Origin of the sequence: Rhizobium sp. BR 249, from assembly GCF_047445895.1 — a bacterium.
GTDB lineage: Bacteria > Pseudomonadota > Alphaproteobacteria > Rhizobiales > Rhizobiaceae > Rhizobium.
Genome location: NZ_JARWKX010000019.1, coordinates 1 through 14,576, shown reverse-complemented (window position 1 = coordinate 14,576; position 14,576 = coordinate 1). Strand labels below are relative to the sequence as shown.

15 protein-coding genes are annotated in these 14,576 nt (G+C 61.7%); 11 read left to right on the top strand and 4 right to left on the bottom strand.

What is annotated here, in order from left to right; all coding sequences use genetic code 11:
- Nucleotides 1-18 precede the first annotated feature (18 nt).
- Genes ftsY through dapF form a run of 3 tightly spaced genes read right to left on the bottom strand, consistent with a single transcriptional unit; the run spans nucleotide 19 to nucleotide 3,762 of the window.
- The gene (ftsY, locus tag QD408_RS18085; protein WP_414140244.1) at nucleotides 19-1,572 is read right to left on the bottom strand and encodes a signal recognition particle-docking protein FtsY; all 1,554 of its coding nucleotides are present in this window, start codon (nucleotides 1,570-1,572) and stop codon (nucleotides 19-21) included.
- Between the two features lie 16 nt (nucleotides 1,573-1,588).
- Nucleotides 1,589-2,860 carry a tRNA (N(6)-L-threonylcarbamoyladenosine(37)-C(2))-methylthiotransferase MtaB gene (mtaB, locus tag QD408_RS18080; RefSeq protein WP_414140243.1) on the bottom strand — a complete coding sequence of 424 codons (1,272 nt, stop codon included), beginning with the start codon at nucleotides 2,858-2,860 and terminating at the stop codon, nucleotides 1,589-1,591.
- Nucleotides 2,857-3,762, bottom strand: coding sequence for a diaminopimelate epimerase (dapF, locus tag QD408_RS18075; protein WP_414140242.1), 906 nt, complete (start codon nucleotides 3,760-3,762; stop codon nucleotides 2,857-2,859). The genes mtaB and dapF overlap by 4 nt, the downstream gene beginning before the upstream one ends.
- A 198-nt stretch (nucleotides 3,763-3,960) precedes the next feature.
- On the opposite strand from dapF, the gene QD408_RS18070 reads away from it, so the two are divergent.
- Nucleotides 3,961-4,875 carry a cobaltochelatase CobT-related protein gene (locus tag QD408_RS18070; protein ID WP_414140241.1) on the top strand — a complete coding sequence of 305 codons (915 nt, stop codon included), beginning with the start codon at nucleotides 3,961-3,963 and terminating at the stop codon, nucleotides 4,873-4,875.
- A 130-nt stretch (nucleotides 4,876-5,005) separates the two neighbouring features.
- On the opposite strand, the gene QD408_RS18065 is transcribed toward QD408_RS18070, so the two are convergent.
- Nucleotides 5,006-5,236, bottom strand: a complete 231-nt coding sequence (locus QD408_RS18065) for a hypothetical protein (protein WP_414140240.1) — start codon at nucleotides 5,234-5,236, stop codon at nucleotides 5,006-5,008.
- A 403-nt stretch (nucleotides 5,237-5,639) separates the two neighbouring features.
- On the opposite strand from QD408_RS18065, the gene ffh reads away from it, so the two are divergent.
- The 10 genes from ffh to QD408_RS18015 all read left to right on the top strand — a co-directional run bounded on the left by ffh (nucleotide 5,640) and on the right by QD408_RS18015 (nucleotide 14,134).
- The gene (ffh, locus tag QD408_RS18060; RefSeq protein WP_088682199.1) at nucleotides 5,640-7,214 is read left to right on the top strand and encodes a signal recognition particle protein; all 1,575 of its coding nucleotides are present in this window, start codon (nucleotides 5,640-5,642) and stop codon (nucleotides 7,212-7,214) included.
- Nucleotides 7,215-7,230: 16 nt separating this feature from the next.
- Nucleotides 7,231-7,551: a chorismate mutase gene (locus QD408_RS18055; protein ID WP_003543666.1), complete on the top strand. Its 321-nt coding sequence runs from the start codon at nucleotides 7,231-7,233 to the stop codon at nucleotides 7,549-7,551.
- Nucleotides 7,552-7,599: 48 nt separating this feature from the next.
- Complete coding sequence (gene rpsP / locus QD408_RS18050) at nucleotides 7,600-7,968, top strand: 30S ribosomal protein S16 (protein WP_011427150.1); 369 nt, start codon at nucleotides 7,600-7,602, stop codon at nucleotides 7,966-7,968.
- A gap of 117 nt (nucleotides 7,969-8,085) precedes the next feature.
- Complete coding sequence (gene rimM, locus QD408_RS18045; protein ID WP_414140239.1) at nucleotides 8,086-8,655, top strand: ribosome maturation factor RimM; 570 nt, start codon at nucleotides 8,086-8,088, stop codon at nucleotides 8,653-8,655.
- Nucleotides 8,656-8,659: 4 nt separating this feature from the next.
- The gene (gene trmD / locus QD408_RS18040) at nucleotides 8,660-9,361 is read left to right on the top strand and encodes a tRNA (guanosine(37)-N1)-methyltransferase TrmD (protein WP_088682200.1); all 702 of its coding nucleotides are present in this window, start codon (nucleotides 8,660-8,662) and stop codon (nucleotides 9,359-9,361) included.
- 212 nt (nucleotides 9,362-9,573) lie between these two features.
- Complete coding sequence (gene rplS, locus QD408_RS18035) at nucleotides 9,574-10,110, top strand: 50S ribosomal protein L19 (RefSeq protein WP_088682201.1); 537 nt, start codon at nucleotides 9,574-9,576, stop codon at nucleotides 10,108-10,110.
- 137 nt (nucleotides 10,111-10,247) lie between these two features.
- Nucleotides 10,248-11,045 (top strand): basic amino acid ABC transporter substrate-binding protein, encoded by a 798-nt coding sequence (locus QD408_RS18030; RefSeq protein WP_414140238.1) that lies wholly within the window; start codon nucleotides 10,248-10,250, stop codon nucleotides 11,043-11,045.
- Between the two features lie 18 nt (nucleotides 11,046-11,063).
- On the top strand, nucleotides 11,064-11,882 hold the full coding sequence (locus QD408_RS18025; protein ID WP_088682203.1) for an amino acid ABC transporter permease: 819 nt from the start codon (nucleotides 11,064-11,066) through the stop codon (nucleotides 11,880-11,882).
- A gap of 243 nt (nucleotides 11,883-12,125) precedes the next feature.
- On the top strand, nucleotides 12,126-13,535 hold the full coding sequence (leuC, locus tag QD408_RS18020) for a 3-isopropylmalate dehydratase large subunit (RefSeq protein ID WP_414140237.1): 1,410 nt from the start codon (nucleotides 12,126-12,128) through the stop codon (nucleotides 13,533-13,535).
- 254 nt (nucleotides 13,536-13,789) lie between these two features.
- Nucleotides 13,790-14,134, top strand: coding sequence for a cell surface protein (locus QD408_RS18015; RefSeq protein ID WP_414140236.1), 345 nt, complete (start codon nucleotides 13,790-13,792; stop codon nucleotides 14,132-14,134).
- Nucleotides 14,135-14,576: the final 442 nt, after the last annotated feature.

Here is a 14,576-nt window from a genome sequence, read left to right as displayed (position 1 = left end):
GGCGGCATATCTGTGGCATCATTGCCCGAGCCCGGCAATGGCATGGGCGAAATCCTCGGCCTCGAAGGGCTCCAGATCGTCGACACCCTCGCCGACGCCGATGAAATAGACCGGCAGCTTGTGCTTGGCGGAGATCGCAACGAGGATGCCGCCGCGCGCCGTGCCGTCGAGCTTGGTCATGATCAGCCCGTTGACGCCGGCGACGTTGCGGAAGATCTCGACCTGGCTCAGCGCATTCTGCCCCGTCGTGGCGTCGAGCGTCTGCAGCACCGTATGCGGCGCATCGGGATCGAGCTTGCCGAGCACGCGCACGATCTTCTCCAGCTCGGCCATCAGCTCGGCCTTGTTCTGCAGGCGGCCGGCGGTATCGACGATCAGCACGTCGCATTTCCGGGCTTTCGCCTGTTCGAAGGCGTCGTAGGCGAGGCCGGCGGCATCGGCGCCGAGCTTGGTGCCGATGAATTCGGAATTGGTCCGCTCGGCCCAGATCTTCAGCTGCTCGATCGCCGCCGCGCGGAACGTATCGCCGGCGGCCAGCATCACCTTCAGCCCGGCGCCGGAGAGCTTGGCCGCGAGCTTACCGATCGTCGTCGTCTTGCCCGTGCCGTTGACGCCGACGACGAGGATGACATGCGGCTTGTGCGAAAGGTCGAGCTGCAGCGGCTTGGCGACCGGTTTCAGCACCTTGGCGATTTCGGACGCCATGATCCGGCTCACATCCTCGCCGGTCACATCCTTGCCGTAGCGCTCGGAAGCCAGCGTATCGGTGACACGCAGCGCCGTCTCGACGCCGAGGTCGGCCTGGATCAGCAGGTCTTCGAGATCCTGCAGCGTCTCGTCGTCGAGCTTGCGCTTGGTGAAAAGGGCTGCGATCTGGCCGGTGAGCTGCGAGGAGGTGCGTGCGAGGCCGTTGCGCAGGCGCTGGAACCAGCTGAGCTTCGGCTGCGGGAGAACGGGTTCGGGTTCGGCGACTTTCGGGCCGGTGGCGAAGCCTTTGGGGAGGATGGGCTCAACAGCTGGCGCCGCTTCCATCGACTCCGGTGACGGCAGGGGTGTTTCGACCGAAAGCTCGCGGTCCTCAGCCTCCCCCCCTACCCTGCCGGGCATCCCCCCCACAGGTGGGGGGAAACTCGCGGCGATGTTTTCCGCCACATTGGCTGCATCATCCGAAGCAGCGGACTCACTCTCCACATCCATTGCCTGGCGATCGGCATCCGCGTGCCCAGTCCCCCCACCTGTGGGGGGGACGCCCGGCAGGATAGGGGGGGTATCTTCCTCCGCTTCCGCCTCGGCCTCCAGCAGCGACAACGGCACGACGCCCATGTCGCTCAGTTGGTCCGAAGCCGGCAGGATCGCGGGCGCGGCATCGTCACGCTCTTCCCCAGCGTCCTGCACGATATCGGCAGCAGGGCCGCCCGCAGTCTCCATTTCCTCGGGAAGAACGGGATCATCCGCAATCGGCAGGTCTTCATCGCGCGAGCGCGGCTCGAGCTCCCTTTCGACGGCTTCAGGCACGGGCTGTTCAGCCGGCTTGCCGAAGGTGAAGACCTTTTTGATGAAACTGAGCGCCATGGAGATTCCGTGAAAGTCAGGCCGCTGCGGCCGTCAATTGCATGTCGAGATGCTTGCCATTGTGGCCGGTGATCGTGGCCGGCACAAGTTCGCCGGGACGAAGTCCGGCGGCTGCCACCAACGTGAAGTTTTCCGTATGCGCCAGGCCGTTGTTTTCGACAAGCAGCCACTGCCGGGTGCCGATCATGCCATCGAGATGGCATTGATGCAGCCTATGTCCAGTGGCGCGCAGCCGTGCGGCGCGATCCTTGATGAGCGACCGGTCGAGCTGCGGCATGCGGGCGGCGGGCGTGCCGGGACGCGGGCTGTAGGGGAAAACGTGCAGATGCGCGATGCCAGCCTCTTCGGCGAGCCGCACTGTATTGGCGAACATCTCTTCCGTTTCCGTCGGGAAACCGGCGATCACATCGGCGCCGAAGCTCATTTCAGGGCGAAGGCGGCGCGCTTCCTCGATGAAACGCAGCGCATCGGCGCGCGAATGCCGGCGCTTCATCCGCTTCAGGATCATGTCGTCGCCATGCTGCAGCGATAGATGCAGATGCGGCATGAAACGCGCCTCGTCGGCAATGAGGTCCATCAGATGGGCGTCGGCCTCGATGCTGTCGATCGAGGAAAGCCGCAGACGACGGATTTCAGGGAGCTGTTTCAGCAGCGTCTTCGCCAGAAGGCCGAGCGTCGGCGCGCCGGGCAGATCGGCGCCATAGCTGGTGGCGTCGACCCCGGTCAGCACGATCTCGCGATAACCGCTGTCTGCGAGTTTGCGCGCCTGATCGACGACCGCGCCCATCGGCACGGAGCGGGAATTGCCGCGGCCATAGGGGACGATGCAGAAGGTGCAGCGATGGTCGCAGCCGTTCTGCACCTGAATGAAGGCGCGCACGTGGCCGTCGATGTGCCTGACCATCTGCGGCGCCGTCGCCTTGACGCTCATGATATCGTTGACGCGGAGCTTCTCTTCGGCCGAAACGCCGAAATCCGGCAGGCTGCGATAAGAGGCGCTCGTCAGCTTCTCCTCGTTGCCGAGCACCACATCGACCTCGGCCATGGCGGCGAAGGTTTGTTTTTCCGTCTGCGCGGCGCAGCCGGTGACGATGATACGGGCATGCGGATTGTCGCGCCGCGCCCGGCGGATCGCCTGGCGGGCCTGGCGCACGGCCTCGCCGGTTACGGCGCAGGTATTGACCAGGATGGCGTTGTTGAGCCCGGCCTTCTCGGCCTGCGCCTTCATCACTTCGGATTCATATGTGTTGAGGCGGCAGCCGAAGGTAATGACCTCGATGCCGCTCACTGCGCCTCGACCTCTCGGGTGCCGTCGCGCGACCACAGGCCGGTCGAAGGATCGACCCGGCCCGACCATTCCCATTCCGCCGGTCCCGTCATGATGACGTGATCGTCACGCTCGCGCCATTCGATGGAAAGTGTCGCCGGCGGCTTGGCGCTTGCCACGTTGATCGTGACCTTGCGGCCGGTGCGGCCGGTGCGCGCCGCGCTGACGGCGGCCGAACAGGCGGCCGAACCGCAGGCAAGCGTCAGTCCCGCACCACGCTCCCATGTGCGCGTCGTCACCGATGTCGGCGACGTCACCTGCGCCAGCGTGATATTGGCGCGCTCCGGAAACATCGGATGATTTTCGAGCAACGGCCCGAAGCGGGCGAGATCATAGGACATCACGTCCCTGTCCACCCAGAAGATCGCGTGCGGATTGCCCATCGACATTGCCGAGGGCGAATGCAGCACCGGGTTGTCGATCGGGCCGATCTGCAGTTCGATGCGGCTCGTATCGTGGAATTCTTCCGCCAGCGGGATTCTGTTCCAATCGAAGACCGGCCGGCCCATATCGACGGAGATCGTCCCGTCCTCGTGCTCGACGGCGTTGAGGATGCCGGCGACCGTCTGGAAGGTGAAGGCCTTCTTTCCGGTTTCGGCGGTAAGCGCCTGCACGACGCAGCGCGTGCCGTTGCCGCAGGCCTGCGCCTTCGAGCCGTCGGAATTCAGAATATCGATGAAAGCGTCGGTGCCGTCGGCCTTCGGATCATGGATCGCCATGATCTGGTCGAACTCGGTCTGCGGATCGGAATTGAGCGCGATTGCCGCAGCAGGCGTCACCTTATCCGGCCGCCCACGCATGTCGACGACCAGGATCTTGTTGCCAAGCCCGTTCATCCTCGCGAATTCGACCGTTGCGCTCATGATATCATTCCGTCCGTCTTTCCGCTGTATATGGCGGAAACGCGAGGGAATTACCAGTGGGGAAGGCTCGTGGCATGCCATCACGCAACTTCCGGAATCCAAATGGCTTCCTTCAAAACCTTAGAGAAGATTGAAACCTGGTAAAAATTCGATAGGCTCGCGATTGAAACTTGTCGCCAATGAAATTCGATCTCAATCATGTTTAAATCATTATTCAACCGGGCCCTAAAAAGAGCCGGGTCAAAAGCCGCGGATACTTACTCGGTTTTCACACGCGATTTCGACGTCGTTGTCGATGCAACACGTCTGAAGGAGGTATTGGCCCCGCTGAGCCCTGATGATGCAACCGCACTTGATGATGCTTGGACGACATTTGAAACGTCGCTCAATTCATGGCGCACAACGGCCAACCTACAGGCATTGGAAACAACGGGATCTATAAGAGACGCGACATCGGAACATGAGCGACAAGATACTGTCGTTTCCATTCTAGTAGATCATTCAGGCTCTATGCGTGGCCAATCGATACTATTGGCGGCGGCTACGGTAGAGATTGCTTGCGATTTCCTGTCTCGTCTCGGTTACCGGGTAGAGATTTTGGGCTTTACAACATTAGACTGGAAAGGAGGCCAATCACGTAGATTGTGGAAGAGGCGAGGAAGTCCTCAATACCCGGGCCGTTTATGCGACTTGCTCCACATCGTTTATCGGTCGGCAGATAAGAGAGGGCCACCCGCGCTGGGCTACGTCCTCAAGGACATGCTGCGAAGGGACTTGTTAAAGGAAAATGTCGATGGTGAAGCGCTCGAGTGGGCAGCAAGCCGCTTATATCAGAGGCCGGAGAAGCACAAAATTCTGATAGTCCTCTCGGACGGCGCTCCCGTCGACGATTCCACGCTGCATGAAAACGGACCCAATTTTTTGATCGATCATCTACGTACCGTTATTGCGCGCATAGAAGCAGATGATCGCATACTGCTAGCAGCTATCGGGATCAATTGGGAGACCGACAGTCTTTACAAGCATAACCTGCGCGTCACTGCACCCGAAGACCTAGCCGGCGCAATGACAGACATGCTCCGCAATGTCCTGATCGGAAGCGGACCGAAGTAATCGCTTTCGAATAAATCCGTCGTCAGGCTCATCACCGTTCTTGCGGCGCAATGCGGGCCTGCCCACACCCTGCCCGTGAGATGGCATTCGCGCCTCTCCACACTTGGGCGCTGAACACATATCGTCGTGTTTAGCTTTCGGGGCGCGCACCCTGAGGATCGAAGGAGGCGGCATGCGCCTCGACGATAGCGGCGGTGATGACCTTTCTCAGCTCGTAGACCAGCGAGCGGGACCGTTTGCGGTCCAGATCCTGTGCCGCTTTAGCAAGACTAAGGCCTTCGTTGAGGACAATATGGTGGGCCCGTGCCAGCGCCCAGCTTTCAATATCAGCATTGATCATTCGATATCTCCGCCGGATCATCCGGCATCAAGGATATTCACGAATCATTTTTACAGGATGCACTTAAGTAGAAAGTAGAATCATAAGCAGAATATTTTGCAACTGGCCGCTATGGCGAATTTGAACTGCCAGCCGGATTTTAGCCGCGCACATCCATGTCACATGGGCTAACGAAAGCCCGCGACGCGGTCGTCCCGGCGCATTCGCCTTGACTTTCCCGCCGCTTTCCTGTTTATCGCGCCCAATCCGCGACGAGCCGCATGACTCCGAGCCGCCGACCGGGACTTCGAGATCCCGGAGGTCAACACCCGACAGCGCGATGCGCCCTCGGGTGCTTTTTGGCTTTGCGTCTTGTTTTCGTCAAGGAAAAGCACGACGTTTCCGGGCATATCGAACCCGCCCGAAACGTATCAAGGAAGAGCCGATGTTTGAAAACCTCCAGGACCGTCTTGGCTCCATTCTGAATGGACTGACCGGCCGTGGCGCGCTTTCGGAAGCCGATGTTTCCGCAGCGCTGCGCGAGGTTCGCCGCGCGTTGCTGGAAGCCGACGTCGCGCTCGACGTCGTACGTTCCTTCACCGACCGCGTGCGTGAAAAGGCTGTCGGCGCCGAGATCCTGAAGTCGATCAAGCCCGGCCAGATGGTCGTCAAGATCGTGCATGACGAACTGATCGAGATGCTGGGCGGCGAAGGTGTGGGCATCGATCTGCATGCGCCGGCCCCCGTCGTCGTCATGATGGTCGGCCTGCAGGGCTCGGGCAAGACGACGACGACGGCCAAGATCGCCAATCGGCTGTCGACGCGCGACAAGAAAAAGGTGCTGATGGCATCGCTCGACACGCGCCGTCCGGCCGCGCAAGAGCAGCTTCGCCAACTCGGCGCCCAGGCCAATATCGACACACTGCCTGTTATCGCAGGCCAGTCGCCGACCGATATCGCCGCCCGCGCCGTGCAGGCGGCCAAGCTCGGCGGCCATGACGTCGTCATTCTCGACACCGCCGGCCGCACCCATATCGACGAGCCCTTGATGGTCGAAATGGCCGACATCAAGAAGAAGTCGAACCCGCATGAAATCCTGCTGGTCGCCGACAGCCTCACCGGCCAGGACGCCGTCAATCTCGCCCGCAACTTCGACGAACGCGTCGGCATCACCGGCCTCGTGCTGACCCGCATGGACGGCGACGGCCGCGGCGGCGCGGCCCTTTCGATGCGCGCCGTCACCGGCAAGCCGATCAAGCTGATCGGCGTCGGCGAGAAGATGAGCGAACTCGAGGAGTTCCATCCCCGCCGCATCGCCGACCGCATTCTCGGCATGGGCGACATCGTTTCGCTCGTCGAGCGCGCGGCTGAAAACATCGACGCCGAGAAGGCGGCCGCCATGGCCGCCAAGATGGCCAAGGGCAAATTCGATCTCGACGACCTCGCCGATCAGCTGCGCCAGATGCAGAAGATGGGCGGCATGGGCGGCATCATGGGCATGATGCCCGGCATGGCCGGTATGAAGGACAAGATGGCCGCAGCCGGCCTCGACGACAAGCTTTTCGGCCGCCAGATCGCCATCATCCAGTCGATGACCAAGGCCGAGCGCGCCAATCCCGACCTGCTCAAGCATTCGCGCAAGAAGCGCATCGCCGCCGGCTCCGGCACCGATGCCGCCGCCATCAACAAGCTTCTGAAGATGCACCGCCAGATGGCGGACATGATGAAGATGATGGGCGGCAAGGGCAAAGGCGGCATGATGAAGCAGATGATGAGCGGCCTTGCCGGCAAGATGGGGCTTGGCGGCGGCATGGGCGGCATGCCCGATCTCTCGAATATCGATCCTCGCCAGCTCGAAGCCCTGCAGAAGCAGGCGGAAGCGGCGGGGCTTGGAAAGCCGGGTGGGGGTATGCCCGGTCTCGGCGGTCTGCCGGGTGGTTTGCCGGGCCTCGGCGGCGCGAAGCTGCCGGGTCTTGGCGGTGGTTTCCCGGGTTTGCCCGGCTTGCCGAAGAAGAAGTGAAAGGATCGCTTGCCCCATGATTGATCCAAACGTCAAAGCCCAGCTCGCGAGCTATCGTCAGTCGATCGACAATATCGACGCCGCTCTCGTGCACATGCTGGCCGAACGCTTCCGCTGCACCAAAGAGGTCGGCGTGCTGAAGGCCAAATACAATCTGCCGCCGGCCGACCCGGCGCGCGAGGAATACCAGATCGAACGCCTTCGCCAGCTGGCGAAAGCCGCCAATCTGGACCCGGATTTCGCCGAGAAGTTCCTGAACTTCGTCATCAAGGAAGTCATCCGGCATCATGAGCAGATCGCTGCGGATCACGCTGAACAGAGCGCCGCGGCCCGATAACCCTACCGCCCTACGAAGCGGTCAAGAAAAGCCTAAGGAGTAAAGAACATGGCACTGAAAATTCGTCTCGCCCGCGGTGGCTCCAAGAAGCGTCCGTATTACCACGTCGTTCTCGCCGATGCGCGCAGCCCGCGTGACGGCCGCTTCCTCGAAAACCTCGGTTCCTGGAACCCGATGCTCGCCAAGGACGACGAGAAGCGCGTTCAGCTGAACGCCGAGCGCATCAAGCACTGGCTCGACAACGGCGCCCAGCCGACCGACCGCGTTCTGCGCTTCCTCAATGAAGCCGGCGTTGCCAAGCGCGAAGCCAAGAACAACCCGATCAAGGCAAAGCCGGGCAAGCGCGCCCAGGAACGCGCCGCCGAAAAGGCTCAGAAGGCCGCTGACGCCGCCGCTGCTGCCGACGCCGCGGAATAATCGGGACATCCCCTTGATCCCACGGGCGGCATGGCGACATGCCGCCCGTTTTCGTTTCCAATTATCCGCACTTCGTTTATGAGAGGCCTGTCTTTCCGGCTTCACATGAAGGAACCCATGACAAAGCTTGAAAACCCCGTTCTGATGGCAACGATCGGCGGCGCGCAGGGCCTGCGCGGCGAAGTGCGCGCCAAGGCCTATACGGCCGATCCGGCAGCACTCGGCGACTACGGCCATCTGCACAGCATGGACGGACGCAGCTTCGAAGTCCTCGAAATCCGCGAGATGAAGAATGTCGTGGTCGTCCGCTTCCGCGGCGTCAACGACCGCAACGCAGCCGAGGCGTTGAACGGATTGGAACTCTATATCGAGCGCGACAACCTGCCCGACGAGGAACTGGAGGACGACGAGTTCTACTATGCCGATCTCGAAGGGCTCGAGGCGCGGGACGACAAGGGCGTCAGCTACGGCACCGTCACCGGCGTCTTCGATTTCGGCGCCGGCGATCTCCTGGAACTCAAGGGTCCGGGCAAGCGCCCGGTGCTGATCCCTTTCTCGGAAGCCTCGGTGCTGGAGATCGACCTCGAAGCCGGCACGCTGCTGATCGATCCGCTGGCGGCGGGACTGGTCGACGACCCGGACGAGGTTCCGAAATTCACGCCGGACAAGCCGAAAAAGAAGAAGTGACGCCATGGTTTTCCGGGCGAGCGTACTGACACTCTATCCGGAGATGTTTCCGGGACATCTGGGCTTCTCGCTCGCCGGCAAGGCGATGGAGCGCGGGCAATGGGCGCTGGATGCGGTCCAGATCCGCGACTTCGCCACCGACAGGCACCGCACGGTCGACGACACCCCGGCCGGCGGCGGCGCCGGCATGGTGCTGAAACCAGACGTTCTCGCCCGCGCGATCGACAGCGCCTGCGAAAATGACGCGCGGCCGCGCCTGCTGATGAGCCCGCGCGGCCGGCCGCTGACGCAGGAGCGCGTGCGCGAACTTGCAGCGGGCGAAGGCGTCATCATCGTCTGCGGCCGCTTCGAGGGGGTCGACCAGCGGGTGATCGAGGCGCGCGGTCTGGAAGAGGTCTCGATCGGCGACTACGTGCTGTCGGGCGGCGAGCCGGCGGCCCTGACCCTGCTCGATGCGATCATCCGCATCCTGCCCGGCGTCATGGGCAACGATCTTTCCGGCCTGCACGAAAGCTTCGAAGGCGGGCTGCTGGAACATCCGCATTATACCAGGCCGCAGGAGTGGGAAGGCCGGGAAATCCCCTCCATCTTGACATCAGGCAACCATGGCGCCATCGAGAAATGGCGCCACCAGGAAGCGGTGCGGCTGACGCGGGAACGGCGGCCGGACCTGCTCGATAGCGCGAAAACCGAGAAAAACGGCTGATTTCGCCGGCCTTTTCACAAAAATGTCGTGCGAGGGATGACAAGCCCCGGCCTTTGGTGTATTGGCGCACGCGGAAATGGGGTTAGCCCCGTCTGCCAGCAAACAAAGAATGGCGAATCCGCTCCCGCCCTGAAAGGGCAAAATCCCGAGGCTAACCCAAAGGATCAGTGTCGAGCGCTCTGGCTGTTTCAGAAGAACCAAAGGTTAAGACGATGAACATCATTCAGCAGCTCGAGGCCGAACAGGCCGCCAAGATCGAAGCCAAGCGCACCCTCCCCGAATTCTCCCCGGGCGACACCGTCCGCGTCAACGTGAAGGTCACGGAAGGTAGCCGTACCCGCGTTCAGGCCTATGAAGGCGTCTGCATCGCCCGCTCCGGCGGCGGCCTGCAGGAAAACTTCACGGTCCGCAAGATCTCCTACGGCGAAGGCGTCGAGCGCGTATTCCCGGTTTACTCGCCGATGATCGAAAGCGTCGACGTCGTTCGCCGCGGTAAGGTCCGTCGCGCCAAGCTCTACTACCTCCGTGATCGCCGCGGCAAGTCCGCCCGTATCGTTGAAGACACCGGCGTTCGCGCCCGCAAGCTCAACGACGCCGAGCGCGCCGCCATCGCCGAGGAAAAGGCACGCATCGAAGCTGAAAAGGTTGCAGCCGCCCAGGCGCTCGCCGCCGAAAAGGCAGCAGCAGAAGCCGCCGAAGCCAAGGCCGCTGCTGAAGCAGCTGCCGCAGCGGAAGCCGCAGCAGAATAAGATCTGCGCAAAATTCTGTTCGTGGAAAGGCGGTCTTCGGATCGCCTTTTCTATTTTTTGCGCGTCCGTGCAGCCGGCGGCCTTGCCTCACACCTATCTTCCGTGACAATTTTCCCGTTCAATTCTGGAGCCGTTCCATGCTGTTTCGCCGTACCGTTCTTGCAAGTTTCGCCGCCCTTTCTCTTCTGCCCTTCGCCGCATCGGCTGCCGAACTGCCCGATCTCGGCGGCAAGAGCGTCGTCGTCGTCACCGAGAACGCCTATCCGCCGCTGCAATTCGTCGATCCGAAATCCGGCAAGGCGATCGGCTGGGAATATGATGCGATGAACGAAATCGCCAAGCGGCTGAATTTCAAGGTCGAATATCAGAACACCAGCTGGGACGCGATGATCCAGGCGGTTTCCGATGGCCAGTACAACATCGGCATGACCGGCATCACCATCAAGGAAGACCGCAAGCAGAAGGTGGACTTTTCCGATCCCTATCTGCGCTCGCAGCAGTTCATGCTGGTGCGCGGAGACGAGAAGCGCTTCACCGACGCCAAGTCCTTCGGTGAATTCAAGGACGGCCTGATCGGCGCCCAGCCCGGCACCTCGCCTTTCTACACTGCCGTCTATGAAATCCTCGACGGCAACGAACAGAACCCGCGCATCAAGCTCTTCGAAACCTTCGGCGCAACCGTGCAGGCGCTGAAAACAGGCGACGTCGATCTCGTCCTCACCGACAGCGTCGCCGCCAAGGGCTATGTCGATTCCTCGAACGGCGCCTTGAAGGTGGTCGGAGAGCCGCTCGGCACCGAGGACTTCGGCTTCATCTTCCCGAAGGGTTCCGATCTCGTCGCCCCGGTCAATGCCGCCATCGCAGCGCTGAAGGCCGACGGCACCTTCGATGCGCTGAACAAGAAGTGGTTCCTCGACTACAAGATGGGCGAATAATCCCCCGAGCGATCGCAGATGGCGCCACCACCATCCCCGCGACAGGAGAAGGACGACCGCCCGTGGTGGCTGGCCGTCCTCGTTCTGATCGGCATCATTCTCGCCGTCGTGATCGTCACCAACGACATTTACGCGCAGGTCTTCCGGACCGTCGTGAATGGCGCCGGCATTACCGTGTTCGTGACACTCGTCGCCTTCGTGCTGGCAACGGTGCTTGGTCTCGGTATCGCGCTGCTTGGCCTGGCGGACAGTATCGTGCTGCGCCAGATCGCCCGCTTCTACATCGAGATCATCCGCGGCATTCCGATCCTGGTGCTGCTCTTCTACATCGCCTTCGTCGGCGCACCTGGTCTCGTTGCGGCCTATAATTTCATGATCACCCCCTTGGTGAAATCAGGTATTGCCGAGCCGATCCTCGTGCGCGACCTGTCGCTGATGTGGCGTGCGATCTTCGCGCTGATGATCGGCTATTCCTCCTTCATTGCGGAAATCTTCCGCGCCGGTTTCCAGTCGGTCGATATCGGCCAGATCGAGGCGGCCAAGTCGCTCGGTCTCTCACGCTACCGTCGCTTCCGGCTCGTCGTCTTCCCGCAGGCGATCCGGGTGATCTTCCCGCCGCTTTCCAACGACTTCGTCTCGATGGTGAAGGATTCGTCCCTCGTCTCCGTCCTCGGAGTCGCCGACATCACGCAGATGGGCAAGGTCTATGCCTCCGGCTCCTTCCGCTTCTTCGAGACCTATTCGATCGTCACCTATATCTACCTGATCCTGACGATCGGCCTGTCGCTGGCGCTGCGGCGGATCGAGAAGAAGATGAAGCAGATGCCGCGGCGGTAATCCGCCTCACGATTCGAATTGCCGTTTCGATCAAAAATCGCTATATCCAGCGCCATGGAATCCAAGTTCAGTTGCATTGGCGCGCATATTTTCGTGCTGCAGGATCATTATCGCCTGCCGGCACGGTTCTTTGCCTGCGTGTCCGGTGCGCTCAACAGCCGACTTCGTTGACCGAATGACGGCCGGCGGAGCCTGATCCGCTTTTTCCGATTTTCCAAAGCTTCAAAAAACGGACTTAACGCCATGAGCGCACCGCGTACCCTCTACGACAAGATCTGGGACGATCATCTGGTCGACGAACAGGCAGACGGAACCTGTCTTCTCTACATCGACCGCCACCTGGTCCACGAAGTCACCTCGCCGCAGGCCTTCGAAGGCCTGCGCATGTCCGGCCGCAAGGTCCGTGCGCCGGAAAAGACGCTCGCCGTCGTCGACCACAACGTTCCGACCTCGGCCGACCGCCATCTCGGCATCAAGAACGAGGAAAGCCGCATTCAGGTCGAGCAGCTCGCCAAGAATGCCGCCGAGTTCAACGTCGAATATTATTCGGAAAACGATAAGCGCCAGGGCATCGTCCATATCATCGGGCCGGAACAGGGCTTCACCCTGCCGGGCATGACGATCGTCTGCGGCGACAGCCATACCTCCACGCATGGCGCCTTCGGCTCTCTCGCCCACGGCATCGGCACGTCCGAGGTCGAGCACGTTCTCGCCACCCAGACGCTGATCCAGAAAAAGGCCAAGAACATGCTGGTGCAGGTCGATGGCCAGCTGCCGGCAGGCGTCACCGCCAAGGACATCGTTCTCGCCATCATCGGCGAGATCGGCACCGCAGGCGGCACCGGCTATGTCATCGAATATGCCGGCGAAGCGATCCGCGCGCTGTCGATGGAAGGCCGCATGACGATCTGCAACATGTCGATCGAAGGCGGCGCCCGCGCCGGCCTGATCGCCCCCGACGAGATCACCTTCGAATATATCAAGGGCAAGCCGCGCGCACCGAAGGGCGAGGCGCTGGAGCAGGCGATCGCCTACTGGAGCACGCTGAAAACGGACGAGGGCGCTCATTTCGACCGTATCGTCAAGTTGAACGCCGCCGAACTGCCGCCGATCGTCTCCTGGGGATCTTCGCCGGAGGACGTCGTCTCCGTTCAGGGCACCGTTCCGAACCCGGATGAAATCCAGGACGAGACGAAGCGTGCCTCCAAGTGGCGTGCGCTTGACTATATGGGCCTGAAGCCGGGCACGCCGATGACCGATATCAGCGTCGACCGTGTCTTCATCGGTTCCTGCACCAACGGCCGCATCGAAGACCTGCGCGCCGTCGCCAAGGTCGTCGAAGGCAAGACCGTTGCCTCAACCGTCAACGCCATGATCGTTCCGGGCTCCGGCCTCGTCAAGGAACAGGCGGAAGCCGAAGGCCTCGACAAGATCTTCAAGGCTGCCGGTTTCGACTGGCGCGAGCCGGGCTGCTCCATGTGTCTCGCCATGAACGACGACCGCCTGAAGCCGGGCGAACGTTGCGCCTCGACCTCGAACCGCAACTTCGAAGGCCGTCAGGGCTTCAAGGGCCGCACCCACCTCGTCTCGCCGGCCATGGCGGCCGCAGCGGCGATCGCCGGCCACTTCGTCGATATCCGCGAATGGAACTGATCTGATCCGTCCGACGGATGAGAATAAAAGCCGCCCGATGCGTCCGGAACGCGTCGGGCGGCTTCGCATTTCATGGCATCTATAGCGTCGCGCTCGGCAGCGGGTGAATCCGTTTTTGCGTGGCCCGCACTGCGGATTTCATCCTTTCGGGCAATCGACATCCTGAAAAGCCTGTGGCCTCATCGACATCGGGGCGCGATACGCGACAGACACCGTTCAGGTTCGGCGAACACCGCGCCATCGGGGAAATCGCCATGAGGCAGAAAATAGTACAGAGTTTACTGCGAGCCAGCCTGATTACATTTGCATCGCTGGCATGGATCGACTCCGTCGGCGCCGCGCCCATCCACCCGGCGATACCGCCGGTCATGGCCTCGCCAGGCCTGCTGCAACAAGTCGCGCAGAGCAAGATACCGTCTCTCAACGGATACCGCGGCTACAGCAGTGCCCGGGCCGGCTATCGCAAGAGTTCTAACGGCTATTGGTATCCCCCACGCGCCTTCGACGGCTATACCGGCTCGGTCGAGCGGCCACAGCGCCTGAGCAACACCTGCAACTACGGCTTTGCGCCGACCAACGGATCGGGATGCAATTACTGACGTGAGGGCGACATGCCTCCGTCAAGCGGCGGCCGCCACGGTTGATCTCTCCTTCCGGGGCGGCCGCTGCGAGGTTTGCAATGATTGGACGGCGATTAGAGCATGTCGCGCAAAAGTGTGCAGCGGTTGTCTAATCGCATTGCCTTAGTCAAGGCTGTTTTGTCATTAGGCATCGGCGCCGCTTTTGGGGACGGCGTAGCGCGGTGGATTCGATTGGTTGGGCGATGTTGTCTTCAAAGCTGTCCAGCGCCGGGAGCAGGGTTGTCTGCGCGGTCGGCACACGGCCGCCGCATGATGGGTCTTCGCAGGCAGGACCTTCCTATGTTTTGCGCGCAGTCTCGATGAGCTGCAGCCGCGACAGCGGAATGATCCGACCCACGCCCGCAGCTGGGACGCTCAGGGCCTCAAATGAGGTTTGACGCGCTGAGGGAGGGGGCCGACA

What these genes read in the sequence shown, in the direction of transcription:
- ftsY (WP_414140244.1), bottom strand. Translation starts at nt 1,572, where the DNA reads ATGGCGCTCAGTTTCATCAAAAAGGTCTTCACCTTCGGCAAGCCGGCT.
- dapF (WP_414140242.1), bottom strand. Translation starts at nt 3,762, where the DNA reads ATGAGCGCAACGGTCGAATTCGCGAGGATGAACGGGCTTGGCAACAAG.
- QD408_RS18070 (WP_414140241.1), top strand. Translation starts at nt 3,961, where the DNA reads ATGTTTAAATCATTATTCAACCGGGCCCTAAAAAGAGCCGGGTCAAAA.
- QD408_RS18065 (WP_414140240.1), bottom strand. Translation starts at nt 5,236, where the DNA reads ATGATCCGGCGGAGATATCGAATGATCAATGCTGATATTGAAAGCTGG.
- ffh (WP_088682199.1), top strand. Translation starts at nt 5,640, where the DNA reads ATGTTTGAAAACCTCCAGGACCGTCTTGGCTCCATTCTGAATGGACTG.
- QD408_RS18055 (WP_003543666.1), top strand. Translation starts at nt 7,231, where the DNA reads ATGATTGATCCAAACGTCAAAGCCCAGCTCGCGAGCTATCGTCAGTCG.
- rpsP (WP_011427150.1), top strand. Translation starts at nt 7,600, where the DNA reads ATGGCACTGAAAATTCGTCTCGCCCGCGGTGGCTCCAAGAAGCGTCCG.
- rimM (WP_414140239.1), top strand. Translation starts at nt 8,086, where the DNA reads ATGACAAAGCTTGAAAACCCCGTTCTGATGGCAACGATCGGCGGCGCG.
- trmD (WP_088682200.1), top strand. Translation starts at nt 8,660, where the DNA reads ATGGTTTTCCGGGCGAGCGTACTGACACTCTATCCGGAGATGTTTCCG.
- rplS (WP_088682201.1), top strand. Translation starts at nt 9,574, where the DNA reads ATGAACATCATTCAGCAGCTCGAGGCCGAACAGGCCGCCAAGATCGAA.
- QD408_RS18030 (WP_414140238.1), top strand. Translation starts at nt 10,248, where the DNA reads ATGCTGTTTCGCCGTACCGTTCTTGCAAGTTTCGCCGCCCTTTCTCTT.
- QD408_RS18025 (WP_088682203.1), top strand. Translation starts at nt 11,064, where the DNA reads ATGGCGCCACCACCATCCCCGCGACAGGAGAAGGACGACCGCCCGTGG.
- leuC (WP_414140237.1), top strand. Translation starts at nt 12,126, where the DNA reads ATGAGCGCACCGCGTACCCTCTACGACAAGATCTGGGACGATCATCTG.
- QD408_RS18015 (WP_414140236.1), top strand. Translation starts at nt 13,790, where the DNA reads ATGAGGCAGAAAATAGTACAGAGTTTACTGCGAGCCAGCCTGATTACA.